We start from the raw sequence: 23,875 nt of genomic DNA, 5'->3' as shown, positions 1-23,875 counted from the left end.
CCGGACATGCCTGACGCGATAGATGAGGTGCCTGCTTTTCTCTCCGGTGGCGGGGAGATGGGCGCGTTGATGCGCAGCCATGACTGGGCGGCCACGCCGTTCGGCCCGATCGAGGATTGGCCGCAGTCGTTGCGCTCAATGGTTGGTGCCTGCCTGAATTCACCGCTGCTGGGAACGGTGCTCTGGGGACCAGAGCTGCGAATGCTCTATAACGACACGTACATCCCTTCCATGGCCGATCGGCATCCCGCCGCGTTGGGCCAGCCAGTGACAGAGGTTTGGGGTGAAGTCTGGGACATGGTGGCGCCACCTTTTCATCATGCGATGCGCACTGGGGAAGGCTTCGCACAGAACAGGGTCGAGCTGCCAATGGTGCGCAACGGCCAGCCCGAGGTTACCTACTGGAACATCAGCGCTACGCCGATTTTTGGTGAAGACGGCCGCATCCTCGGCCTGCTGAACCAGGGCATCGAGATCACCGGTCAGGTAATCGCCGAGCAGCAGCGCCTAATTGCCAAACAGCAATTGCGTGACATGAACGAGCAGTTGGTCCACGAGGTTGCCATCCGAACGGAGGAGCGCAACCTGATGTGGGACACCTCGCCGGATCTGATGGTGGTGATCAACTTCGAAGGGATCTTCCAGCGTGTGAATCCGGCATGGACGACTGTGCTGGGCTACCAGCCCGAAGAGTTGATCGGGCACCACGTCAACGAGTTCATCACTGAAGAAGACCATCCGCTGACCGTTGATGCCTACCTGGCCACCGCCGGTGGCGACCCGGCCCGGATCGTCAATCGCTATCGGCACAAGAACGGGGCGGAACACTGGATTTCATGGGTCGCCGCCCCGGCGGCTAACAAGACCTACGCCACCGGCCGTGACATCACCGAGGAAAAGGCGCGACAGGCGCAGCTCGAATCGACCCATGAACAGCTGCGTCAGGCACAGAAGATGGAAGCCGTAGGCCAGCTCACCGGCGGTTTGGCACACGACTTCAACAACCTGCTCGCGGGCATCTCGGTCAGCCTGGAAATGATCGAGACCCGCGTCAGGCAGGAGCGCATCGGCGACGTCGCAAAGTACCTGCTGGTCGCGCAGAGCGCCACCAAGCGGGCCGCGGCGCTGACGCATCGTCTGCTGGCCTTTTCCCGTCGGCAGACCCTGGCGCCAAAGGCCATCGATGCCGGCAAGCTGGTCAGCGGCATGCTCGACATGGTCCAGCGCACCGTCGGGCCGAACGTGGTGGTGGAGAGCTTCTGCACTGCGGGTCTTTGGACAGCGCTGGTCGATCCGTCACAACTGGAAAACGCACTGCTCAACCTGTGCCTCAATGCCCGCGATGCCATGCCTGAGGGCGGTCGCATCACCGTTGAAACCGGCAACCGGGTCTTCGATACCGCGAGCGCCCGCCAGCACGACATTCCAAAAGGCGAGTACCTGGCGATCCGGGTCACCGATAGCGGCACCGGCATGTCGCCCGAGGTGCTGGCCAAGGCGTTCGATCCGTTCTTCACCACCAAGCCGATGGGCGAAGGCACCGGCCTCGGTCTGTCGATGATCTACGGGTTCGCCCAGCAATCGGGTGGTCAGGTACGTATCCACTCACAGCTGGGTGCCGGCACCACAGTCAGCCTTTATCTGCCGCGCTACCTCGGCATCGCCGAAGGCGAAAGCGACTCACCCGGCTTGCCGCCCATGCTGCCCGCGCAGCGAGGCGAAACGGTGCTGGTGGTCGATGATGAGCCGACGGTGCGCTTATTGGTCACCGACCTGCTGGGTGACCTCGGTTATCGCGCCATTGAGGTGGCAGACGGGATCGCCGGGCTCGAAGTGCTGCAGTCCGGTGTGCACATCGATTTGCTGGTCACCGATTTCGGCCTGCCGGGCGGCATGAACGGGCTGCAGCTTGCCAACGCCGGCCGCCTCAGTCGACCCGATCTGCGCGTGCTGTTCATCACCGGCTATGCCGAGAGCGCCCTGTTCCACAACGGTCGGCTTGAGCCGGGTATGGCGGTGCTGACCAAACCGTTCTCGGTCAACGATCTGGCCGAGCGGATGCACGAGCTCATCGGACAGTCGGCCACGCTGCGCTGAATTCCGACCCTTTCACTAGGGCTTTCGTCGGCTAACCTGTTTTGCACTGGAACCATCTGCCTGCTCCTTGCCTCTGCTGAATACCTGGTGTGAAAAGCACCTAATCGAGCCGAGACGCTTTGCAACGGCGCTTCGGACAGCACAGCGAGGGTAAGTAGATGGCTGACGAACAGCGTATCCGCGAACGCGCCCACGAAATATGGGAAGCCAAGGGCCGTCCCGAAGGTCAGGAGCAGGAGCACTAGGCGCAGGCCCGTGACGAGTTGGAGCCCTTCTACAAGGAAGGCGATGCCACCGCAGGCAGCGTCGAGAGCAGCGTCGCGATTCCAATGCCCAAGCGTGAAGACGGGTAATGATTTGCCTCTGGCTCAGGTCCGATGCCACCCCGACCAGCACCGAACACAGCGTGGCATACGCCCATGCGGTGGGGTCGGCCCTGGTCCGTCATGGCGACCGATGGAAACTCGGTCGCTTCTTCGCCTTGTCGGTTTACTCGCCGCTCAGCGCCAAAACCATCCATAAGGCCCGACCGTCCCGATGAAACAGCCACTCGACTTCCAGGCAATCTTCGAAGCCCTTCCCAATATCAACCTGATCCTCTCCGCAGACCCGGAGTTCATCATGTTGGCAGCCAGTGAAGTACGGTTGCAGGCGACCAATATCAGCCGCGAGGATTGCATCGGTCGCTCGATTTTCGAGGTCTTCGGCAACAACCCGGACGAAACGGCTGCCTCCGGGCCCGGAGTATTGCGCGCATCGCTTGAGCGGGTGCTGGAGACCCGCGCGCCGGATCGCATGGCGACCACCAAGTACGACATTCCTCGGCGCGCGTCCGAAGGCGGTGGTTTCGAAGTGCGTTACTGGAACCCGATCAACGTGCCGGTGCTGGACGAAAAGGGAGAGGTCACCTGCATCATCCACCAGACGCAGGATGTCACCGAGCAGGTGCTCAGGCAGGACGCTGCCACCCTGAGCCATTCTGAAGAGCGATTTCGCGCCGCCCTGCTGGCCTCAGGTACAGGCACCTTTACCTGGTATCTGGACGATGGCGGTTTCTACCTCGACAGTGCGCTGGAGCAGATCCTTCAGTTGCCGCTGGGGATGAAGCTCGACACTTTCGAACGCTTTATCGAGCAGGTGCACCCTGACGACCGCACGCAGGTGCGCTTCGTCTTCAACAACCAAAGCCAGGCTCAGGACGTCGCCGTGGAGTTCCGCCTGGCCCGGCCGGGCCCGCAACAATGGCTGGCCTGCAAGGCCAAAACCTTTCGCGATGCCAGCGGCAAGGTCGCCTACATGGCCGGTGCTTGCACCGACGTCAGCGCCCGCAGGCACGCTGAAGACGCCCTTCGCATCAGCGAGACCCGGCTGCGCCAGCTCAACGAAGACCTCGAAGCCCGCGTGGCCGCCGAAGTCGCCGAGCACAGTCAGACCGAGGAAGCGCTACGCCAGGCGCAGAAGATGGATGCCGTCGGCCAGCTCACCGGCGGCATCGCTCACGACTTCAACAACCTGCTGACCGGCATCATCGGCAGCCTTGACCTCATGCAGCGTCGCCACGCGCGCGGCGAGCAGGATCACGAGCGTTACATCAACGCCGCCGTTAATTCCGCCCAGCGCGCCGCGGCACTGACGCAACGCCTGCTGGCCTTCTCCCGTCAGCAGGCGCTCGACCTCAGGCCGGTGGACGTCAACCAGATGGTCGCCTCGCTGGAAGACCTGCTCCATCGCACCACCGGCGAAAACATCGCAGTGGTCACCCAGCTCAGTGCCGGGTTGCCGCCTGCCTGCATGGACATGAACCAGCTGGAAAGCGCCGTCATCAACCTGGTGATCAACGCACGCGATTCCATGCCCCATGGTGGTCGGGTCAGCTTGTCCACGCGAAGTGTCCAGGTGGGCAGCGAGCCAGATGCCGCCCGCCGCGGACTGACCGAGGGCGACTATGTGCTGCTATCGGTGACCGATACCGGTACCGGCATGGCGCCTGAAGTGGTCGAGCGCGCTTTCGAACCCTTCTTCACCACCAAGCCGATCGGCCAGGGCACCGGCCTCGGGCTTTCCATGGTGTACGGCTACATCAAGCAGGCCAAAGGTTACATACAGCTCGAGTCCAAGCCCTTCGATGGCACCAGCGTGTACCTCTACCTGCCGGTTCACCACGGTGCCATGAGCCCGGTAAAAGTGGAGCCTGAACGCACGCCACAGGGCACTGGCGAAACCATCCTCGTGGTCGAGGACGAGCCCGTGGTTCGCTCGTTGGTGGTCGAAGTGCTCAATGACCTTGGCTACGAAACACTTGAAGCCGGCGAAGCCTCCGAAGCGCTGGAGATCACCGAAAGCCAGCAGCGGATCGACCTGATGGTTTCTGACGTTGGCCTGCCCGGCATGAACGGCCGGCAGCTTGCCGAAATCGTCCGCCAGCAACGCCCTGGGCTGAAAGTGCTCTTCGCCACCGGCTATGCCGAAAGCTTCGCCGCCAACGACCTGCTTGGCCCGGACATGGCCGTGATGACCAAACCGTTCGCCATCGACGCCTTTGCCCTCAAGGTCGGGGAAATGCTGAGTCCGCATGGCCGTTGAGCCGCGCCCCGCTGCAGCGCGGTTCGGGCACCCGGGTTGCTGAATCGCGCCAGCCGCGCCTAGCCGTTGCGCTACGTTCAGTGAAGCGCAACGCTTGCGCTGAACAATCAAGGTTGGCGCCGCGCCACGCGGGCACTACCGTGTACCGACCAGACCATTCAATCAACGCGGCCACACAGCCCCAGTGAACCGCTAGCGAGCGAACGTCAGGCTGCTCGGAATGCAGCATGGCTTAGCGCAGCAGGTTCACAGGGTCCAGCCCCTCGAAAGGAGAAACAGCTGATGAGTGCAGAAACCATGCGACATATCGATCACCGTCCCGGCGGCGGCGCCGAGTGCCTGCGGATGGCCGAAGGGCCCGTGCCTGAGCCCGGCCCGCAGGATGTGCTGGTGCGTGTGGCCTACGCCGGCATCAACCGCCCGGATGTATTCCAGCGCACCGGCAGCTACCCGCCTCCGCCTGACGCCTCGCCGCTGCTCGGCCTGGAAATCTCCGGTGAAATCGTTGCCCTCGGCGCCGAAGTCAGCGGCTGGAAAGTCGGCGATCAGGTCTGCGCCCTCACCCCTGGCGGTGGCTACGCCGAATACTGCGTAGCCCCGGCTGAACACTGCCTGCCGGTGCCCGCCGGGCTGTCACTGCTGGAAGCGGCCGCCCTGCCGGAAACCTACTTCACTGTGTGGAGCAACGTGTTCGAGCGCGGTCGCCTGCAACCCGGCGAAGCCTTCCTGGTGCACGGCGGCTCCAGCGGCATCGGCCTGACCGCCATCCAGCTGGCCAAGCAGTTCGGCGCCACGGTCTACACAACGGTCGGCAGCAGCGAAAAGGCCGACGCCTGTCGGCGTGCCGGTGCGGACCGGGTGATCAACTACCACGAAGAAGACTTCGTCGACGTGCTCAAGCAAGCCACCGACGGCAACGGCGTCGACGTCATCCTCGACATGGTCGGCGGCGACTACATCCCCCGCAACGTTAAATCCCTCGCCGTTGAAGGCCGACTGGTACAGATCGCCTTCCTCAAAGGCAGCCGCGTTGAACTCGACACCATGCCGATCATGCGCAAGCGCCTCACCTTCACCGGCTCCACCCTACGCCCCCGCAGCCGCGAGGAAAAAGCCGACATCGCCAAGGCCCTGCATGACAAGGTATGGCCGCTGCTCGACCAGGGCCTGTGCCACCCCGTAATCCACGCCACCTTCCCCCTCGCAGAAGCCGCCGAAGCGCACCGGCTGATGGAAAGCAGCAAGCACATCGGGAAGATCATGTTGGAGGTTGGGCAGTAACGGCTGGAACGGCTGGAACGGCTGGAACTGGGCCGGTAACTACCGGCCCTTGCGGGACTGCTGACTAGTTGCTGACGCACATGAAGTGGCGGAAGTCCGGCCGGTTAGCGCAATGGGGTATAACTTTCCGGGCAGGTGCCAATAACGTTAAAGTGCCTATGCTAGAGCTGTTTGTTTGGCTAGCCGACATTGGGGATGTTATACACCTGACCCGTTGGGCGTCTTACACAACTTGGTGTCTAGTTAAGTTACCCAAGAAAAGGTGCAATTTATGTCTAACATAGATAAATTCGACAGCCTATTTGCAGAGTACATGGGGTGCTTGTTCGAGAGCTTCCCTATTAGTCGCTCTATATCTTCATTGAATCCAGAGCTATCAGGCAACTGGGATCAACGACAGCTTAGATTCATCGAGATTCCAGGCTCGGGAAAAAACACCCAAAACGAAGTAATATCACGAATCAAAGATAGCATTCCCGATTTAAAAGAGGATACAAAGCTGCGTTCAGCTACTTTAAGCTGGCTCTATGAAGCAGGGTATTTTACCGCGCAGAAAGTGGAGCAGCAGTGTAATGAGCAAGCCATATTTTTTCTAGACGATGATGGATTAGAGAAGAAAAAAGATCACATCACTAGCGTGGTATTTGATTTCTATGACGGAGTCAGACTGACCCCAAAGATATTTGAAAGCCTTCATACTTTACCGTCAGTTATTAAAGATGAATCAGCTACTAGTATTGGTTCCTGGTTGTTGAGGCAGTCTAAAGAATTGTCATCTGAGACGAGTAAACAAATGATAAAGCAAGCAGTATCTCTTGCCTTTTCAGCAATTGTATCAAATGCATAATAATCCAATTAAATAAGCGCCTGAGGCGCCGGACAGCTTACTTTACGCTTCGCTACGTTACAGTTGCCGGTTATTGAACCGTTATAAGCACACATGAAAATTAAATTATCACGCCAAGCTTGCTGCGCTCAAGATGACCAAGCTGGTCCGTTAGAGATTTATATTGAGTTACCAGAAGAATGTAAGGTATGGGAGTTGGCGCAAATCGTAGGCGAGTCGAAATTCCTTCAATGCGCTAGTTATTCATAATAATTTAAATGCTTTCTGTGCAGGGCAAACGCTTTGTAGCATTCCTGAAAGGGATTATCACAGAAACATCGTTGTGGATGCGGTTGGGAGGGATGATCCTTTATCGATTCAATTAGGAAAAACAAGAGTTTGAATTTCCTTGGCCGAACAGCTTATAAAAATTTGTTCAAATCACTCGCTTCGCTCACTGGGACGGGATAAAGCCCGCCCCTTAACCAAACGTTACATGAAATCAAGGAATCCAGTTGAGCGCTACATTTGAAGTCACAGGATTGTTTTACGAACTAAGCGGCTATAAGTGTCGAAAGTATCTCGGTATCAAGCGCATGGATTCTTTGAAAGGTGTGCCAGAGCTCATGATCGTTATGATGAATCCTGGTTCCTCTTACCCTCTAGATGGCGTTTATAGTAACTCGCTACCAACTGAAGCAAAGCCAGACAATACGCAGCAGCAGACCATGAAAGTTATGGATTCCGGAAGTATTGACTATGCAAGGATCCTCAATTTGTCTGACCTTCGAACCCCTAATTCAAATACCTTATATAAATTCATTAAATCCGGAGAATCTAACTCTGTAAATCATTCTATTTTTACATCAACCCGTAAAACTGAATTGGATCAGTTAGTCGTTAAGAATGTACCTGTCATCTTTGGCTTGGGGGTCAATTCAGCCCTAGCGCCACTGGCCAAGCAAGCCGTTGAGTCACTATCTATCGAAACCCCGTTGGGTCTTCTTAAGGCCAATAGTAAATATTCTTACTACCACCCACTACCAAGAATATATGAGAAGCAAATGGATTGGGTTAAGCATGTAACAAGTCAATTAACTTCGCGGCTATCGGCGCCCGGCGCGCAAAATAAGCGCGCCGGTTATTGAAGCGTTAGCAGAATCCATTATGAAAAACCGCGCAGACAGATATTTACGATTAAAAGCAAAACTCGAAGAAAACCCTGGACCTAAATATCTCCAGCGAAGAAAGTCTCATGAGCAGAGTATCTATGTTTTCGATGGTAATTTTAGGTAGCTCGCTGAGCTAGTAGACTTCTACATAAAGCAAACACTAGGCAAGAAAACCGAAGAGTTACAAGCAAATTTATCTGGCTATTCCATAACTACCTTGCCGCAAAAAAATTTCTCGTCGATCACACGAGGGCTTACGTAGAGCAGTGGCACGCGGGTGACGATCTTTATCGAAAGTATCAAGATAGAATAAAGTCATCATTTGTCGACAGCGCGTCTCAAAATGACTCTAGACCTACGTAACTACTTAATGCACCTTGGGCTTCCTCCTTCCACTATAAGAGAGCGCTTTGAAATAGGTGCAAACAAATCTCCTGAGATAAAAATACTCTTTAGAACATCTAGCGTGAGCGATTGGAAGGGATGGTCATCCAAAGTAAAGAATACATGAAAGAGCACGGCAGTTATTTTGAGTTAAAGCCTTTAGTAGCTGAATATCAGAACCTTGTTTCGTCCTTCTACAAATGGTTCAGCTCAGAATTGCATGAAATGCATAAGAGAGAACTAGAACAACTAAAAGCGCTAAAAACAGTTATCTAATTTGAGCAAGATTTCCGCTAACAACTGCTTTAAATCGTTCGCTTCGTTCACTGGGACCGGCTAAAACCCGCCCTTAACCAAACGTTAGGAGTTTATGGAAATCGACCTTACACGCCCGCCGAAGCTCTATCGATACTCAGAAAGAAAATGGCTAGAGCGGTCTCTTGAGCTAGGAGAATTTCGTCTTCGGCCCGCGTCTGACTATAAGCAACACGAAACTGACGCAGCACGACACGATGACGAGTTGGTTCGGACCAACCAATCTCAGGCCGGTTCGGTATCGATCACCGTTGAGCGCACAGGGCAGTTAATCAAGCCAATTGGCGAGGTCGTCTATCGGTCAGAGGTCGGAACAAACTATTTAACCACCTGCTTTTCCAAGCGCTGGGATGAACATCTATTTGACGATTTTCCCGAAACAGATGCCTGTCTCGTCATCCATGACGTGGAAGATTTCTGCGAAAGGTTTCACTCAGCAGCCGAGCTAATGCTGCCTCAGTGGGCGGGCATTGATGCCGCTGTCGTTTATGGAGGCAAAAGCAACCTAGGCGCAGTATTCTCCAAACCACTCCGATTCATTTTGCAACACGAGTGGCGTTTTGCGTGGCATCCACAAGCTCCAATTGCGCAACTGGCTCCTGTCCTGCTTACCATCGGAAGTATTGCTGATATTGCAGAAATCATTGATAGACCAGCGAGGTAGCCTGGACCAAACGCGTGGAAAAGGCTCCGCCGTTTTCCACCCTACGTGATGCCGAGGCACGGCGGAGCAGGCGAGGGTAGTGACGTAGGGTGGACAACGCTTTGCTTGTCCACGCGCTACTGTCTGATGGCAACACCTAAAAAAGGCCAGATTTATACTTCGCCGTTATTTGCCGGGTCGCCTATGTCCTACCTTTCCGCGCCCGCTCGCTTACTCACAGGTGACCTGACATGAACCACGCCTTTTCCGTCCTCCCCCAAAACTTCGTGATTGCACAGTTGGAGCGGGATGCTGACCTGCCGAACGAGGTTTTGGCGGCGCCTGGGTTTATGTCGATCACCCGGACGGATGATGAGCTTTCGATTGTCTGCGCTGAGGGTGCCGCAACCGGTTTAGCCCGAGTAGACAGCGATTGGCGCGTGATCAAGGTGCAGGGTCCGTTCGCCTTTGATCAGACGGGTGTCCTGGCCTCGTTGCTTGACCCACTCGCGGCTGCCGCTATCGGCATTTTCGCGGTGAGCACGTTCGATACCGACTACATACTGGTCAAGTCGATAAATCTTGAAAATGCCGTGGAGGTTCTGAAAGACGCGGGTCACCGCCTCCTGGACTGATAACTCTGAGTAGGGAAAAGCGAACGGTTATCTACCTTTCAGGTAGCTTGCTTCATAACACCCTGTCACCTTCTTCGACGTTACCTCCCAATTCCCCAAGGTGCGAAGCCATGCAGCTAACGACACTGCTCGTCCCAACCTATACGCAAATGCTCAAAACCCTCGCAGGCTGGCTAAAGAAGGCGCAGGCCCAGCTACCGGAAACAGAGGCACAAGCACTGTTATCCGCACGTTTGGCGCCCGACATGTATCCGCTGTCGACGCAGGTTCGCTTTGCCTGTGTGCAGGCGCGAGAAGCCATGTGCCGGCTGAGGGGAGAGGCGTTTCCGCCTGCTATCAACGAACTACTGAACGAGGGGCGTCAGGCTGTCAAAAGCCCCGGATCGCTCGCTGAAGCGTATGCCCGGATCAATGAGACGGTGGCGGTGCTCGACAGCCTTGCAGCCGATGCGCTCGATGTGGCTGGGGATAAGCCCATCGCCCATGAACTCCCGAACGGGATGGTCCTGGATCTCACCGCAGACCAATACGCCCGTGACTGGACGCTGGGTCAGTTCTATTTTCACGTCATGACCGCGTATTCGATCTTGCGTAAAGAAGGCATCAATCTCGGCAAGGCGGACTATGTGGCGCACATGCTGCCCTATGTGCGTCCGGAAACCATTCCGAAGGGCTAGTGAGTCCTGCTGTGAGTTCCGCATCACGCACGTGAACTGACAACCAGGAGGAATGAAGCAGATTGATATATGTCGTTCCTCCTGCCGCTTTAGAAATCTGTCAGCCCGCTCCACCAACCATTGTCCGCGACCCTTAGCGACTGTCGCGCCCGTATCAGTCTTTTTGCGCCAGAATCGCTCGCTCTTCCTCCTCATTTCTACTGACGAATGGTCGCTTTTTTTTGTGAACCAGTTCCGCTTTGCTCATAAAGCGATCAAGGGTTTTTACCGATAGATGTCAGGTCTCAACCACGTCTAATTTCTCCAGCAATTACGGCATTCTCGAGACGACCAGCGCTCGAGGCGCTCGGGTTTGAGAAGGCTTTTCATGGTACGTGCGGGCTTAACGGTAAAAATTGATGAAAAAGAATCTCCTGGCATCAGCTGTCTGCTTGGCTTTGGCGGCCTCTCCGATTTCACATGCGGTGGCCATCGGTCAGGCTGCGGGTGCCGCTGCCTCTACGAGCCCCTCCGTGACTCCAGAAGTAGCGTCTTTGGCGCGGAACCTGGCTGTTGCTGCTGAGCGATCCCCCCAGGCCCTGAGCGAGGTATTGGCCAAGGTCGTTACACCTGAGCAGGCTGTGACCCTTCAGTCTGCATCTGAGTACTTGGCCGAACAGAACCTCATCACTGCTGCCAGCGCAGAGCAGATTCAGGCTCGGCTCGCCGACCTCGGCATGCAAACCGCGTCCGCTGGCGCTACGACCACCGGTAGCATTTTCAGCAATACGCTGGTCCAGGTTGGGCTGGTTGCCGTTGGGGTGGGCGGCATTGCAGCCGCTGCAGGTGGCGGTGGTGGTGGTGGTGGCGGTGGTGGAAGCAGCTCTCCTCCCGCTACAGAGCCACCTCCGCCCGTCGTTGCGCCTCCTATAGCCGATCCGGTCACTCCGATCGTCAAGCAACCTGTAACAAGCCCGGCCCCATCGCCCGTTTCGACTCCTACTGCAGGAGAATACGCATTCACGGGGGGCATGCAGATCACCGGTATCCAGACAGCCCATTCGCGGAGCTATACCGGTGCTAGTGCCCAGGTTGCCGTCTTGGACACCGGGTTCTATAGCGATCATCCCGAACTGAGCGGCCAGTTCTCCGGCTTTTATAACGCCTTCACCGGCAGCGAGCTGGCCGCTGATGCGGGTGACTTTGACGGGCATGGTACCCACGTAGCGGGCATTATTGCGGCTAAAGCCAACGCTTACATGGGCGTCGGCTATGCCCCGGATACCAAACTGCTGGGAGCACGCATTGGCGACGCCAACGGCGATCTGAGTGTCAGTCCCCAACAGCTCGCAGATGCTTTTCGCTGGGCGCGTGGGAAAGGCGCAGACTTCGTCAATAACAGTTATGGGCCTAGTGCTTACGCATCAACTTTCACGGCCGCTGAGGTTGAAGCGGGTATAAGGCCCATGATCGATGAGTTTCGTCTTGGTGCTCAGAACGATGTGATCTACGTCTGGGCGAATGGCAACGCAGGCTCTGACAAACAGCCGAGCCTGTATGCGGCACTTCCCCAACTTTTTCCTGAGCTAAAAGCTAACTGGGTTGCGGTAGCAAACGTCGACTCCAGCACCGGCCAATTGCACGCGACATCACAGCGATGTGGTGACGCGAAAGAGTGGTGTATCTCTGCGCCAGGCACCAATATCGCAGCACCATCAAACGTAGGCGATAACTACTACGCCGTATTGACCGGTACCTCCATGGCTGCTCCGGCCGTGACCGGAACACTCGCTGTGCTGAAAGACGCATTCCCGATGCTCACCAATGAGCAGATCGTGACTCGCCTGTTTGTCACTGCAAACAAAATGGGCGTGTATGCAGACGCAGATCTGTATGGTCAAGGCTTGATGGACGCGGACAAGGCTTCCATGCCGTTGGGAACGACATCCCTGGTGAGTGCTTCGGGTGAAGCCGCACCGCTGTCGACCACAACGTTGCAGATGGGCGGTGCATTCGGCGACAGCAACCCGCTCGCAGGCGTGCAGGTCATGGCGCTTGATGTTCAGGGAGCAGGGTTCATTACCGACCTGGGCAGCGTGGTTCAGACCCAGAACTACCGATATGATCTCGTCGGCGCAACTGACCGGATGGCCAGGCAGGTGCCTCGTCAGGTCAGCGCTGGACGCGGCATGACGCTGACATTCAGCAATAGCGGAGTCGACGGCGGCGCCATGGACAACATGGTGATGGGCTTTGCTGACGAAGACGGTCTGACAACGCGCTTCGGTATGGTTTCCGATGTGGACGTGCTGTCAGGCGGCCTGAACTTCTCCGGGCTGTCGCAGCAAAAAGTTAGCTTCGCTGCGCCTTACTGGATGAGTGAACGGGACGAGAGCGCGGTCGGCTTGCAACAGGGCTTCGGCCTGGCAGGTGGCAACCTGTCCTTCACCGCGATGAGCTCAGCTGAGCGCGCCGGTGCGGCGATGTCCTATAGCTACAATCTGGCTGACGCCTACGCCCCGGTGCTGGAGGTTGGCCTGATCAATGGCAAGGACAGCCTGTTCGGTACCGAGACCAACGGCGCGCTTGGCTTTAGCGACAAAGCCGAAACCCGCTTCGTCGGTGTGCGTGGCGAGTACAAGCGCAACGCCATGACGCTTTTCCACAGCGCCTACATGGGCCAGAGCGACGTATCTGCTCGTGGCCTGATCAGCGGCGTCGACACCGTTGTTACCAGTAGCTGGATGGTGGGTGGGAAGTTCGATCACGGCATTCGCCAATTCGGTCTGATCGTTGCGCAGCCGCTCAAGGTTGAGTCCGCCTACACGAGCCTCAGCTTCATCGATGGCTACCAGAACGGCGCCTACACCACGAGCTCCGTCAATGTGGATCTTGCACCGACTGGCCGTCAGATCAACACCGAGCTTTACTTCGCCACATCAAGCCGCGCCTTCAGCGATATCAAGCTGTCTCTCATGCGCATGGACCAGCCTGGGCACAATGCGTCCGCCAAGGCCGACCATGTTGCCATGTTCTCCGTAGGATCAAGCTTCTGATCGAAAGGCAAAGAAAACCCCGCTTCGGCGGGGTTTTTTCTTTGCGCGGTAAAGATCCGTTTGTATGCCGTCTTTGCTTTCAGCGTCTTTCTACTTCCAGGGTCTGCGTTCGCAACTCGATCATGACACCTAGACCCAGCATCGATCCGTTCAGCATGCGCGTTCCAGCATGGCACCTGCCGTATCATGCCGGCCCGTTTCCCCGTCTGATCAATCCCCATGACCACCCTCGAAATCATCGCCTCCGCCCTCGGCGTCCTTTCCGTCTGGCTCACGGTGCGGCAGAACCCGCTGTGCTGGCCCATTGGGTTGGTGATGGTGTCGCTGTATGCCTGGTTCTTTTTCGAGGTGCGGTTGTATTCGCAGGTGCTGCTCAACGGGGTGTTCGCCGCCATGCAGCTGTATGGCTGGTGGCAGTGGACGCGCGGTAGTAACGGTGAGGGCGGGCGGCCGGTGGTAGGCGCGACGGCGAGGGAGGTCGGCGTTGGGCTCGTTGTAGCGGCGCTGGGGAGTGTCGGGCTGGGTCTGCTGATGGCGACGGTTACCGAAGCGGCGTACCCCTGGCCGGATGCAACGCTGACGGCCTTCAGCCTGCTGGCGCAACTGTGGATGGCGCTCAAGCGCTGGCAGTGCTGGGTGCTGTGGATTGTGGTGGATACGCTCTACGTGATGTTCTTCGTGTTTCAGGAGTACTGGCTCACCGCCGGGCTGTACGGCTTGTTCACGCTGCTGGCGGTAATGGGCCTGCGCGAGTGGCAGCGGGCGAGGGCGGTTGCGCAGACCGCTGAACCCCCTATACCGTCACGTGCGCTTTGACCTTCTCGTCGCGATTCAGCGGCCGACCCCGTATGAGCGACGTGGCGTAGGGGCGCGTTGGACTGACCGAAACCGTCCCTGCGAGGCGGGGGCTTTTTCCCGAAAGGACCACAGCATGCTTTTGAGTAAACGCGACCAGGCCCGCATCGAGCGCCAGCTGTCCCGCTGCCTTACTGAAGCGTGCGAAACAGGCAAGGCGCAGATCGTCGGCTTTAGCTGGCTTACCCATGAGGTCGACTACGCACGCTTCCCCGAAAGTCTGCAGGTCACCTGGATCTTTACCACCGAGGCGCAAAAGACCGATGCGCTCGCTCAGGGGCAGGATGTCCTCATGCAAACCCTCACCCGAGCGGCGCTCGATGAAGCGGGTATCGACATGGCGAAACTGATCGCACCGGTGCGCTTCGACAGCAAAGAAGCCTGCACGCTTAACGATGGTGGCGACTGGCGGCGTCGCTTGGCCCGATGCGCCACGACCCGGCACTGACCATCCCAAGACATCGGAAACGCATCGGTTTGATCTGCCAGTTGAGCGGCGGGGCTCTTGCCGAGCGGCAGATCAGTGGCCCGCTTTGGTTGCGCTGCGATCACGATTCGGTTTCCAGCTCAGCGATCTACAACGACCCGAGCCTTGGCCGTTCAGTGGAACGATCATCGCGAAGCACGCCGTCGCCGCAGAGATTGCCAGCGCAATCAGTGGCCCAGCTTCGGCCAATGTAGCGCCGAACAGCGGGGTTCCCACGCTTTGGCCGAGCGCAAGGACGAGGAAGGGAAGGCCAAGACCAAGGTCAGGGCGATCTGACAGCAGCTCGATACCCTGAATGAGATAGGTGCCGGTAGAGACGATATAGGCCGCGCCGAACAGTCCCATGGCTGCAAAGCCGTAAGCGGTTGAGAACGAGGTTGCCGCCAGGCCAAGCGTGCCGATGGCCATTCCTGCCAGCGCTAATCCGTGAACTCGCCGCGTGCCGAAGCGGTTGGTCAGCAGCCCGGTCAGGGAGCCGCTGACGCCCGCCGCGCCCAAGGCGATCCACCCCAATGCGATCTGGGCATCGGTGAAGCGGAACGCTCCGCGCAAGATGTCCGCGCCGAATGTCCAGACAGCAGTGCTCGACAGGCCCATCAGGAACGCGCTCACGCAAAGTGCAAACAGGCCCGGCCGCTTCAGGATCCGAAAGGAAAGGCCACTGCTTTCTTTTACAGAGTTGCCCGCCGGCACGGCGAGCCAAAGCCATGCCGACACGCCCGCGCCGATCATCGCGAACAGGCTGTAAAGCTCTCGCCAGGCGCCGGCGGCCAGCAGCGCTGCTACACCGGAAAACACGATCCCGACGGCCGTGCCTGCGTTGATCGTCCCGTTCGCCTTGGGGCGGTCATGAACGCTGAAATGCCTGGCCACTGCGCTGGCGAGTGGTGGCGATGTCAGTCCGGTGCTCAATCCGGCCAGCGCGATGCCAACGCCCAGCGTCCATCCCGAGCCGGAGAAGGCGACCAATGCCATGCCGCCGGTTGCGGCAAGGCCTGCCAGCACGGCGATGGTTCTCGGGCTGAGCGTGCCGTTTGCCAGGAATGTAAAAACGATGCCCAGGCAGTACGCCATGAAGGCACTGCCGCCGATCCAGCCTGCGGCGGTTACATCAAGGGAGAGGTCCGCGCGAATTTGCGGCAGCAGCAAGCCATAGGCGAAGCGTGCCAGACCGTAGGAAACGGCCGTCAGCGCTAACGCAGCGGCAACAAGGTTGATACCGCGTCTCATCACTGGCGCTCTCGGGCATGCGCAAGAAGCGCCAACGCGGCGTCTCGGGCATCGTCGATGACCGAAGCCTTCACCACGCTGGCCGCCGCAGTGGCGCCTTCGAAGAGTAACCAGACCTGAGTGGCGAGCTGCGCATCATCCTGACCGAGGGCAACATGGACGCGTCGGGCGATCTCGGCGCGAAACTCCTCCTTTTGCTGGTGCACGAGCGAGACGATCGCCTCGCATGCCGACGCGTATTCACTGCGTGCCCTGAGCAACAGGCATCCATGTGCAGGGTGCGTCTGGATCCAGGCCCCAAGCGCATCGAACAGGGCGCCGACGGGCTCAGCGCTACCGTCGTCTGCTTCCAGCAAATTCATGAATGCCCGGTGCCGCGCCTCAAGCACGGCAATGACCAGCCCATCGCGAGAGCCGAAGTGCTTGTAGAGCGTGCGGGTCGAAACGCCGGAGGGCGCGATCAGGCGATCAATACCGATGCCCCGGAAACCCTCTGCGTCGAATATGCGGACGGCGCCCGCAATCATCTCAGTTCGTTTATCCATGTGCTGGAGTGTAAAGGGATCGTTTTACACGTCAACCCCGCGTGTGATCACCAGCCCCATCTTCTGTTCCGAGCACCGTCATGGCGGGCCATTGGCTCGCTCCGGCTATTTCAGGCAGAAGTTCAGGATGGCATCCGCGACGTTCTGGGGCGCTTCGCGTTGCGGGAAGTGGCCGACTCCGTCGAGGACCTGACGCTCATAAACACCGTTGAAGAAGCCTTCGCGGCCCGTGGAGCTGTCGGGGTGATTGCAAGTGTCGGCGCCGCCGTGCAATACCAGCGTGGGTACGCATAAGGCGGGCGCCGGCTGCAGGCGCGCCTCGTCTTCGGCATAGGCGGGGTCGCCCTCGGCGAAGCCCCACCGATGGCGGTAGGAGTGCAGAACGACCTCGGCCCAATCCTCGCTCTGAAAGGCCCGCGCGGCTTCTTCGAAATCAGCCGGCGCGTACCAACCCTCCGGTGCCCAGGTATCCCACATCATCCGGGCAAACGCTTCGGGGTCATCTCGCAGTGCGCGGGCGCCGCGCGGTGTGGTCATATACCAGTGGTACCAGTAATTGCGTGCTTGAGGCAGCGCGAGCGGCTGGCTGGGGTCGTTGGTGCCGTAGCCGACTGACAGCATCACCAAGTGTGACGCCACGCGGTCCTGCAGGCCGCATGCATTGGCGGCGGCACGTGCGCCCCAGTCATGACCGATCAGTGCTGGACGGCTCAGGCCGAGCACTTCGATGAACTGCAGCAGATCGCGGCCCAGTGCGGACAATTGCCCGCTGCGCGGTGTGGAGGGGTCGCGCACGCGCGTCGGCGCGAAGCCGCGCAGTGCCGGTGCCAGCACGCGATAGCCCGCTTCGACCAGCCTCGGTGCAATGGCCTTCCAGCACTCGGGGCTGTCTGGCCAGCCGTGGAGCAGTATGGCGGTCCGGGTGCCCAGCGGGTTCCATTCGAGGTAGGCGATGTCGAGCCGGTCGGTTGAGGCAAAGCGGTAGGGGGCCATGGGCATGTCTCTTATCAAAAAGGCCAAGCCACGGTAGCTGGACGCCTCTGTTAGATAGACGAATAATCCGGACACATTCATGACGTTTCGTGTTGAATCTCCTATGGATAACTCCGCCACGGCCGGTGGCCCCCCGCTGGATACGCTGTTGCTACGCACCTTTCTCGAGATCGTCGACAGCGGCAGCTTTGCCACTGCGGCCGAGCGGTTGGCGCTTACGCCTTCGGCTGTCAGCGGCCACTTGCGGCGGTTGGAACAGGTCACCGGTGCAACGCTGCTGACGCGCACCACGCGTCGCTTCGAGCTGACGCCCGCCGGTGACACCCTGTATGCCTACGGCCGCAACATCCTCGATCTGGAGCGCGAAGCCCGCGCCAAGCTGCGCGGCGCCTCGTTGCGTGGGCGACTGCGTATCGGCGCCTCGGAAGACTTTGCCTCCGCCTGGCTGCCCCAGGTGTTGCAGCGCTTTCGTCAGTGGCACCCGGAAGCCACGGTCGAGCTGAAGGTGGGCATTACTGCCACGCTTTTGCGTGAACAAGCCCGGGGTCGCCTGGATCTGGTGTTTGGCAAACAGTGCAGCCGCGTCGAGGACGATGGGCTATTGCTGTGGGAGGAGCCGCTGGTATGGGTATTCGCGGCGGAGCAACCCTTGCCGAGCGACGGGCCGTTGCCGCTGGCGGTTTTTCCTGAACCCTGCGTTTATCGCGAGTCGGCGGTCACGGCGCTGGGCAGGGAGGATCGAACCTGGCGCATCGTTTTTGAAAGCAGCAGCATGGCCGGCTGCTTGTCGGCAGCCCGCGCGGGCTTCGCCATCACGGTCATTTCGGACAGCCAACGCGGCGAGGGCCTCCGCGTTCTGAGCGGTGAGGAGGGGCTGCCCGAATTGCCTGCGGCGCGCTTCTATGCGTTCGTGAGTAAAGACAACCCAGTCAGTGCGGCGCTGATCGAAGCCGCCCGCCGCGCCGGACAAAAGCGTTTCAATCACTAATAGCCCTCGCGGATGAAGACGTGCAGCGGTGTAAATGACGCCCAGCGTGGTTTTGACGCTATCCAAAACGACGATGACTCTAAACAACGTTACGTTGGGATCTTGGTGAAACAGTGTGTCGCATACGTGAGCGTATGGGCTCACCTGGGGCTTGACGTTCGTCTTCGGGCGCGATGTCGCCGACCAGCCCTGCCCGCCGGTACGCAACTGTACAAAGCCACCACTCGTGGTGGCCTAGGGTGGACAACGCTTTGCTTGTCCACGCGGCCATAGCTTATGGCTACGCCTCGCTAGACGTTGCACATCCCGCTAGCCAGTTAGCGGTAAATCAGCTCCAGACACACCTGCCGTATCATGCCCGCCCGTTTCTGCCCGGTGTCGTAGACCTGATGAATAGGCCCAACTAGTCCCAGGCTGGCCGGCGCACTTTAAGCTCTTCTTGCACGTCTAAATTGGCAGGCCTGTCCACGTTCGGCAGGAGGCTCGTGCCGACCAAGGTGCCACTAGGCACTTCGGATACTGCTACGCTGCATCAGCAAAACCCGCGTTTCAGAGCGCCTCGACCCACGCTCAGCTAGACCCCAGTTGCCGCTCTAAAAGATCGACATGCCCCTGTCAGCAACAACCCCGCCCACTCGCCACAGCAGACCGTGCCCCATGTTGTTCAGCCGCTTCGAAAACCTGATCGATGTCTTCAAGCCCAGCCCGGACGTCGAGCCGCCTGCGGGCATGCTGCGGTTCTATGCGCATTATCTGAAGCAGGTCTGGCCATTGATGACTGCTGTACTGGTGGTCGGCTTCTTTGCGGCGTTGATCGAAGTGGCGCTGTTCAGCTTTCTTGGCCAGTTGATCGACATGGCGCAGACCACGGGCGATGCGCGGAGTTTTTTCGCCGAACACCGCAATGAGCTGCTGTGGATGGCGGTGGTGGCGATGATCATCCGGCCCTTGGTGTTCGGCCTGCACAACCTGCTCACCCACCAGGCTATCAACCCGGGGCTGACCAATCTGATCCGCTGGCAGAACCACCGCTATGTGCTCAAGCAGAGCCTGAACTTCTTCCAGAACGATTTCGCCGGGCGCATTGCCCAGCGCATCATGCAGACCGGGCCGTCGCTGCGTGATTCGGCCATGCAGGTGATTGACGCGCTCTGGCACGTGGTGGTCTACGCCGGTAGCGCGCTGTACCTGTTTGCCGCCGCCGACCTGCGGCTGATCGTGCCGTTGGCGCTGTGGATCATCGGGTACAGCGCGGCGCTCTGGTACTTCGTGCCGCGCATCCGGGCGCGCTCGGCGGCTGCTTCGGCGGCGCGCTCGAAGGTGATGGGGCGGGTGGTGGACGGTTACAGCAACGTCGCCACGCTCAAACTGTTCGCCCACTCCAAGAAAGAGGAAAGCTACGCCCGCGAGGCCATGCAGGAGTTGCTCGGCAAGTTCCGCCTGCAGTCGCGCACCATCACCAGCCTGGATTTCCTCATCACCTGCATGAACGGTCTGCTGATCGTCGGCACCGGCGCCCTGGCGCTGTGGTTATGGAGCGAGGCGCTGATCAGCACTGGCGCCATCGCCCTGGCGCTGGGCCTGGTGATCCGCATCAACAACATGGCCGAATGGATCATGTGGGTGGTCAACGGCATTTTCGAGAACGTCGGCACCGTGCAGGACGGCATGCAGACCATCGTCCAGCCGCGCCACGTGCTCGACCGCGAGGACGCCAAGCCGCTGCAGGTAGAGCAGGGCGGTGTGCGCTTCGAGGACGTGCATTTCCACTACGGCAAGCAGGGCGGCGTGATCGGCGGGCTCAGCATCGACATTCGCCCAGGCGAGAAGATTGGCCTGGTCGGGCCGTCGGGTGCCGGCAAGTCCACGCTGGTCAATCTGCTGCTGCGCCTCTACGACCTGGAGAGCGGCCGCATCCTCATCGACGGACAGAACGTCGCCGAGGTCAATCAGGAAAGCCTGCGCGCCAACATCGGCGTGGTCACTCAGGACACCTCGCTGCTGCACCGCTCCATCCGCGACAACCTGCGTTACGGCAAGCCCGACGCCACCGAAGAAGACCTCTGGGGCGCCGCGCACAAGGCCCGCGCGGACGAGTTCATCAAAACGCTGGACGACAGCCAGGGCGGCCTGGGTTTCGAGGCGATGGTCGGCGAGCGCGGCGTGAAGCTCTCCGGCGGCCAGCGTCAACGCATCGCCATCGCCCGCGTGCTGCTCAAGGATGCGCCGATTCTGGTGCTGGACGAAGCCACCTCGGCGCTGGATTCGGAAGTCGAAGCGGCGATTCAGGAGAGCCTGGATACGCTGATGGAGGGCAAGACGGTGATCGCCATCGCGCACCGGCTCTCGACCATCGCGCGCATGGACCGGCTGGTAGTGATTGATGGGGGCAAGGTGATCGAGACCGGCACCCACGCCGAGCTGATCGCGCGCGGCGGCCTCTACGCGCGGCTGTGGCAGCATCAGACCGGCGGCTTTGTGGGTGTGGATTGAACGGGACGGTAAGGGCAGATGAACGGGAACACCAGACAGGCGAGGGGTGCGGGCCAATGAAGGTGCTGGTGCTCACCGGCGCGGAATCGACCGGCAAGAGCTGGCTCGCCGCGCGTCTGCAGCAGCGCTTCGGCGGCCTGGTGGTGGGCGAGTACGTTCGGCATTTCATCGACCGCGAACAGCGCGACACCTGCCTCACAGATATCCCGGCCATCGCCCGCGGGCAATTGGCCTGGGAAGACGCCGCGCGAGGCCAGCGCCCGGAACTGCTGATCCTCGATACTCACCTGCTGAGCAACATGCTCTGGAGCCGGACGCTGTTCGATGAATGCCCGGCGTGGCTTGAAGGTGAGCTGCTCGCCCGCCGTTACGACCAGCACCTGCTGCTTTCGCCCGAAGGGGCCGTATGGCACGCAGACGGCCAGCGCTGCCAACCGGAGACCGTTGAGCGCCTGCGCTTCCACGACGCCTGCCGCCAATGGCTCCAGCGGAACGAGCAACCCTTCGTGGAGATCGGCGGGGATTGGGCCAGCCGCGAGCAGCAGGTGATCGCGCAGGCTCAGGCGCTGTTGGCGCAATAGATCAATACACGAGGAAGCGCGGGTAAATGACCGCTGACGTGGGGCGTAGGGTGGACCGGTGAGGCGTGATCCACTCCTACGGTTGTAGGGTGGATGTCGCTTTTTACATCCACCGCTGGCGCGGACGGTGAGTTGGAATGCTTAGCTTGGGTTTGGTTTATCCGCGGTGAGAGCGTCGTGATTTGTCGCCGCGTTCTCAGCCTTCCGATCCCGCTGCAAGGCGCGCTGGAGACTGCACAGGCTCGCTGATAGAGTGCGGCCGCTTGCCAACCACCGGCTGACAGGACGTCTGCCCAGCCGCCGCACAGGATGTTTCCATGAGAAAAATCGCACTTGCCGTTGCCATTCCACTGACCCTCGTCGGCGGCGCCACTGTTTACACCAGCACCCAGGTTGAATCGACTGCCCGTGATGCCGTCGAGCAGGCCAATATCCAGTTGCGCGAGATGAGCGTTGGAGCTGGTGCCGACGTCGCCGTCAAAATGCTCAGTTTCGAAGGCGGTCTGCTTTCCAGCAGCGCCCGCTATCAGGTCGACATCGAGGTTCAGGACAGCGACGGCGAGCCCCGGCAATACGCCGTGCTGTTGGAAGACCGCATCGAGCATGGCCCGTTTCCGGTTTCACGCCTGACCAATGGGCAGCTGATGCCGGTTGCGGCCCAGAGCCATTTCCGTCTTGAGCGATCAGCGCAGACCGAAGCGCTGTTCGAGGCCGCTTCAGGTGAAAACCCCCTGGTTGGTGACGTCGCCTTCGGCTATGACGGCAGCCAGCAAGGCGCGCTGCGCTCGGCGCCTCTCAATCTTGAGAACGAAGACGGCACGGTTCGCGTTGCGGCTGGCAGCGTGAACTTCGAAGTGGCCGACGAAAGCACTACCGTGCGCCTGGAAGGTCAGCTGCCGGAAATCGACATGAACCTGCAACGCCGTGATGATGGCAAGCCGGTGCGGGTGAAGCTAAGCGGTATCGGCATGACCGTGGACAAGCACGACTATGTCGACGGGTTCGGCCAAGGCCCGTCCGCCATCACGCTCGAACGCATGGAAATCCAGACCGACAACAATCCTGCCGTAATCATCAACAAAGCCTCCATTGATGAAGTGTCGAGTCGAAGCAGCGGCGGCTTCAACCAGTCGATCGCCTACCGCGTCGGCGAGGTGGGGGCCAATGGTCAGTCCGTCCGCAACCTGGCGCTGGCCCTCAGCCTGCGCAATCTGGACGAAAGCAGCCTCAAGGCACTGCTGGAGAGCTACAAGCAAATTCTCGACAGCGGTGCGACCCCGCAGGAGGCACTCGACAGCATCACCGACGCTCAGCAGCAGGAGCTGCAAGCGCTTGCCCTGCAACTGCTGGAGCACAAGCCCACCTTGGCGCTCGACGAGTTCGGCTTCGAGACCGCTAACGGTGCGGCCCGCCTGTCTGTTGTGGCCGACCTGCAGGCCCCGAGTGCAGAAGCCTTTACTCCTGATGCGATGATCACCAGCATGCTGGCGTCGCTCAAAGCCGAAGCAGGCATCGATAAAGGCCTGGTGCGCGATGTTGCCAGCCTGATTGCTCAGCGCGAACCGCATTACAGCGCCGACCCGGCTGCGTTGCAGCAGCAGGCGGACCTGACGACCGAGTTGTTCAGCGGCATGGCGCTCGGTGCCGGTTGGTTCCAGCTGCAAGGTGGTCGTCTGGTCAGCTCACTGCATTACGCCGACAACAAGGTGACCTTGAACGGCCGTGATATGAGCGTTCAGGAATTCATCGGCTTTGCCTTCGATTCGGTACTGGGCGCCGGCCTGCTCGGCCAGTAACGGCCCGTACCGTGTGAAAAAGGCGACCTTCGGGTCGCCTTTTTTGATCGGACGAGAACCGGAGCCGCAACGTCGATTGCATGTGCCGGTTGAATCGGCGGCGATGATGGATCGCCCTTGGGTTGAAGAAACCGATGAGGTTCGCAAGAAACAAGGTGCGGTTGGCTCGGGTAGTGCCACGCGCTGCAGGTGAACAGCTGCGGACAAGGCCTGTCGATAGAGCATCAAGGCGCTAGATCCGTCGTGCCAGCCTAACCGC

At 59.5% G+C, this 23,875-nt stretch carries 18 protein-coding genes and 1 pseudogene; 16 read left to right on the top strand and 3 right to left on the bottom strand.

Annotated elements, in window-relative coordinates:
• Positions 1-6: 6 nt before the first annotated feature.
• From ACSSNI_RS10730 to ACSSNI_RS10675, 12 genes and pseudogenes are all read left to right on the top strand, one after another.
• The gene (locus ACSSNI_RS10730) at positions 7-2,097 is read left to right on the top strand and encodes a hybrid sensor histidine kinase/response regulator (RefSeq protein WP_234484688.1); all 2,091 of its coding nucleotides are present in this window, start codon (positions 7-9) and stop codon (positions 2,095-2,097) included.
• 158 nt (positions 2,098-2,255) lie between these two features.
• Positions 2,256-2,450 (top strand): annotated as a pseudogene (locus ACSSNI_RS10725) (DUF2934 domain-containing protein).
• Positions 2,451-2,634: 184 nt separating this feature from the next.
• The gene (locus ACSSNI_RS10720) at positions 2,635-4,680 is read left to right on the top strand and encodes a hybrid sensor histidine kinase/response regulator (protein ID WP_200640256.1); all 2,046 of its coding nucleotides are present in this window, start codon (positions 2,635-2,637) and stop codon (positions 4,678-4,680) included.
• 282 nt (positions 4,681-4,962) lie between these two features.
• Positions 4,963-5,961, top strand: a complete 999-nt coding sequence (locus ACSSNI_RS10715; RefSeq protein WP_200640258.1) for an NAD(P)H-quinone oxidoreductase — start codon at positions 4,963-4,965, stop codon at positions 5,959-5,961.
• A gap of 271 nt (positions 5,962-6,232) precedes the next feature.
• Positions 6,233-6,808, top strand: coding sequence for a hypothetical protein (locus tag ACSSNI_RS10710; protein WP_200640260.1), 576 nt, complete (start codon positions 6,233-6,235; stop codon positions 6,806-6,808).
• 494 nt (positions 6,809-7,302) lie between these two features.
• Entirely contained in the window at positions 7,303-7,935 is a 633-nt protein-coding gene (locus ACSSNI_RS10705) for a hypothetical protein (protein WP_200640262.1), read from the top strand.
• Between the two features lie 778 nt (positions 7,936-8,713).
• Positions 8,714-9,322, top strand: coding sequence for a hypothetical protein (locus tag ACSSNI_RS10700; protein WP_200640264.1), 609 nt, complete (start codon positions 8,714-8,716; stop codon positions 9,320-9,322).
• Positions 9,323-9,552: 230 nt separating this feature from the next.
• On the top strand, positions 9,553-9,936 hold the full coding sequence (locus ACSSNI_RS10695; RefSeq protein WP_200640272.1) for an ACT domain-containing protein: 384 nt from the start codon (positions 9,553-9,555) through the stop codon (positions 9,934-9,936).
• 110 nt (positions 9,937-10,046) lie between these two features.
• Positions 10,047-10,613 (top strand): DUF1993 domain-containing protein, encoded by a 567-nt coding sequence (locus ACSSNI_RS10690; RefSeq protein WP_200640274.1) that lies wholly within the window; start codon positions 10,047-10,049, stop codon positions 10,611-10,613.
• A 512-nt stretch (positions 10,614-11,125) separates the two neighbouring features.
• Positions 11,126-13,648: a S8 family peptidase gene (locus tag ACSSNI_RS10685; RefSeq protein ID WP_200640276.1), complete on the top strand. Its 2,523-nt coding sequence runs from the start codon at positions 11,126-11,128 to the stop codon at positions 13,646-13,648.
• 219 nt (positions 13,649-13,867) lie between these two features.
• On the top strand, positions 13,868-14,464 hold the full coding sequence (pnuC, locus tag ACSSNI_RS10680) for a nicotinamide riboside transporter PnuC (protein WP_200640278.1): 597 nt from the start codon (positions 13,868-13,870) through the stop codon (positions 14,462-14,464).
• A 115-nt stretch (positions 14,465-14,579) separates the two neighbouring features.
• Positions 14,580-14,951: a hypothetical protein gene (locus tag ACSSNI_RS10675; protein WP_200640280.1), complete on the top strand. Its 372-nt coding sequence runs from the start codon at positions 14,580-14,582 to the stop codon at positions 14,949-14,951.
• 72 nt (positions 14,952-15,023) lie between these two features.
• Here ACSSNI_RS10675 and ACSSNI_RS10670 read toward each other — a convergent pair whose 3' ends face one another.
• The 3 genes from ACSSNI_RS10670 to ACSSNI_RS10660 form a co-directional block, all read right to left on the bottom strand.
• Complete coding sequence (locus ACSSNI_RS10670) at positions 15,024-16,220, bottom strand: MFS transporter (RefSeq protein WP_267908365.1); 1,197 nt, start codon at positions 16,218-16,220, stop codon at positions 15,024-15,026.
• A complete protein-coding gene (locus ACSSNI_RS10665) occupies positions 16,220-16,765 on the bottom strand; it encodes a TetR/AcrR family transcriptional regulator (RefSeq protein WP_200640284.1) in 546 nt (181 codons plus the stop codon). Before ACSSNI_RS10665 ends, ACSSNI_RS10670 begins: the two co-directional genes overlap by 1 nt.
• Before the next feature lie 105 nt (positions 16,766-16,870).
• Entirely contained in the window at positions 16,871-17,758 is an 888-nt protein-coding gene (locus ACSSNI_RS10660; RefSeq protein WP_200640736.1) for an alpha/beta fold hydrolase, read from the bottom strand.
• A gap of 79 nt (positions 17,759-17,837) precedes the next feature.
• Between ACSSNI_RS10660 and ACSSNI_RS10655 the strand changes: the two genes are divergently transcribed.
• The 4 genes from ACSSNI_RS10655 to ACSSNI_RS10640 all read left to right on the top strand — a co-directional run bounded on the left by ACSSNI_RS10655 (position 17,838) and on the right by ACSSNI_RS10640 (position 23,616).
• Positions 17,838-18,746 (top strand): LysR substrate-binding domain-containing protein, encoded by a 909-nt coding sequence (locus ACSSNI_RS10655; protein WP_234484689.1) that lies wholly within the window; start codon positions 17,838-17,840, stop codon positions 18,744-18,746.
• Between the two features lie 657 nt (positions 18,747-19,403).
• Positions 19,404-21,239: an ABC transporter ATP-binding protein gene (locus ACSSNI_RS10650; protein WP_448259273.1), complete on the top strand. Its 1,836-nt coding sequence runs from the start codon at positions 19,404-19,406 to the stop codon at positions 21,237-21,239.
• Positions 21,240-21,295: 56 nt separating this feature from the next.
• Positions 21,296-21,820: an AAA family ATPase gene (locus ACSSNI_RS10645; protein ID WP_319298705.1), complete on the top strand. Its 525-nt coding sequence runs from the start codon at positions 21,296-21,298 to the stop codon at positions 21,818-21,820.
• Between the two features lie 317 nt (positions 21,821-22,137).
• Positions 22,138-23,616, top strand: coding sequence for a YdgA family protein (locus ACSSNI_RS10640; protein WP_319298704.1), 1,479 nt, complete (start codon positions 22,138-22,140; stop codon positions 23,614-23,616).
• The last annotated feature ends 259 nt before the right edge of the window (positions 23,617-23,875 follow it).

Source organism: Stutzerimonas tianxiuensis (assembly GCF_053470365.1).
Note: the sequence above shows the minus strand (reverse complement) of the source record. Positions and strands in the feature narration are given on the sequence as shown.

Coding starts and splice junctions, on each gene's coding strand:
- ACSSNI_RS10730 (WP_234484688.1), top strand. CDS start 7: ATGCCTGACGCGATAGATGAGGTGCCTGCTTTTCTCTCCGGTGGCGGG.
- ACSSNI_RS10720 (WP_200640256.1), top strand. CDS start 2,635: ATGAAACAGCCACTCGACTTCCAGGCAATCTTCGAAGCCCTTCCCAAT.
- ACSSNI_RS10715 (WP_200640258.1), top strand. CDS start 4,963: ATGAGTGCAGAAACCATGCGACATATCGATCACCGTCCCGGCGGCGGC.
- ACSSNI_RS10710 (WP_200640260.1), top strand. CDS start 6,233: ATGTCTAACATAGATAAATTCGACAGCCTATTTGCAGAGTACATGGGG.
- ACSSNI_RS10700 (WP_200640264.1), top strand. CDS start 8,714: ATGGAAATCGACCTTACACGCCCGCCGAAGCTCTATCGATACTCAGAA.
- ACSSNI_RS10695 (WP_200640272.1), top strand. CDS start 9,553: ATGAACCACGCCTTTTCCGTCCTCCCCCAAAACTTCGTGATTGCACAG.
- ACSSNI_RS10690 (WP_200640274.1), top strand. CDS start 10,047: ATGCAGCTAACGACACTGCTCGTCCCAACCTATACGCAAATGCTCAAA.
- pnuC (WP_200640278.1), top strand. CDS start 13,868: ATGACCACCCTCGAAATCATCGCCTCCGCCCTCGGCGTCCTTTCCGTC.
- ACSSNI_RS10675 (WP_200640280.1), top strand. CDS start 14,580: ATGCTTTTGAGTAAACGCGACCAGGCCCGCATCGAGCGCCAGCTGTCC.
- ACSSNI_RS10670 (WP_267908365.1), bottom strand. CDS start 16,220: ATGAGACGCGGTATCAACCTTGTTGCCGCTGCGTTAGCGCTGACGGCC.
- ACSSNI_RS10665 (WP_200640284.1), bottom strand. CDS start 16,765: ATGGATAAACGAACTGAGATGATTGCGGGCGCCGTCCGCATATTCGAC.
- ACSSNI_RS10660 (WP_200640736.1), bottom strand. CDS start 17,758: ATGGCCCCCTACCGCTTTGCCTCAACCGACCGGCTCGACATCGCCTAC.
- ACSSNI_RS10655 (WP_234484689.1), top strand. CDS start 17,838: ATGACGTTTCGTGTTGAATCTCCTATGGATAACTCCGCCACGGCCGGT.
- ACSSNI_RS10650 (WP_448259273.1), top strand. CDS start 19,404: ATGTTGTTCAGCCGCTTCGAAAACCTGATCGATGTCTTCAAGCCCAGC.
- ACSSNI_RS10645 (WP_319298705.1), top strand. CDS start 21,296: ATGAAGGTGCTGGTGCTCACCGGCGCGGAATCGACCGGCAAGAGCTGG.
- ACSSNI_RS10640 (WP_319298704.1), top strand. CDS start 22,138: ATGAGAAAAATCGCACTTGCCGTTGCCATTCCACTGACCCTCGTCGGC.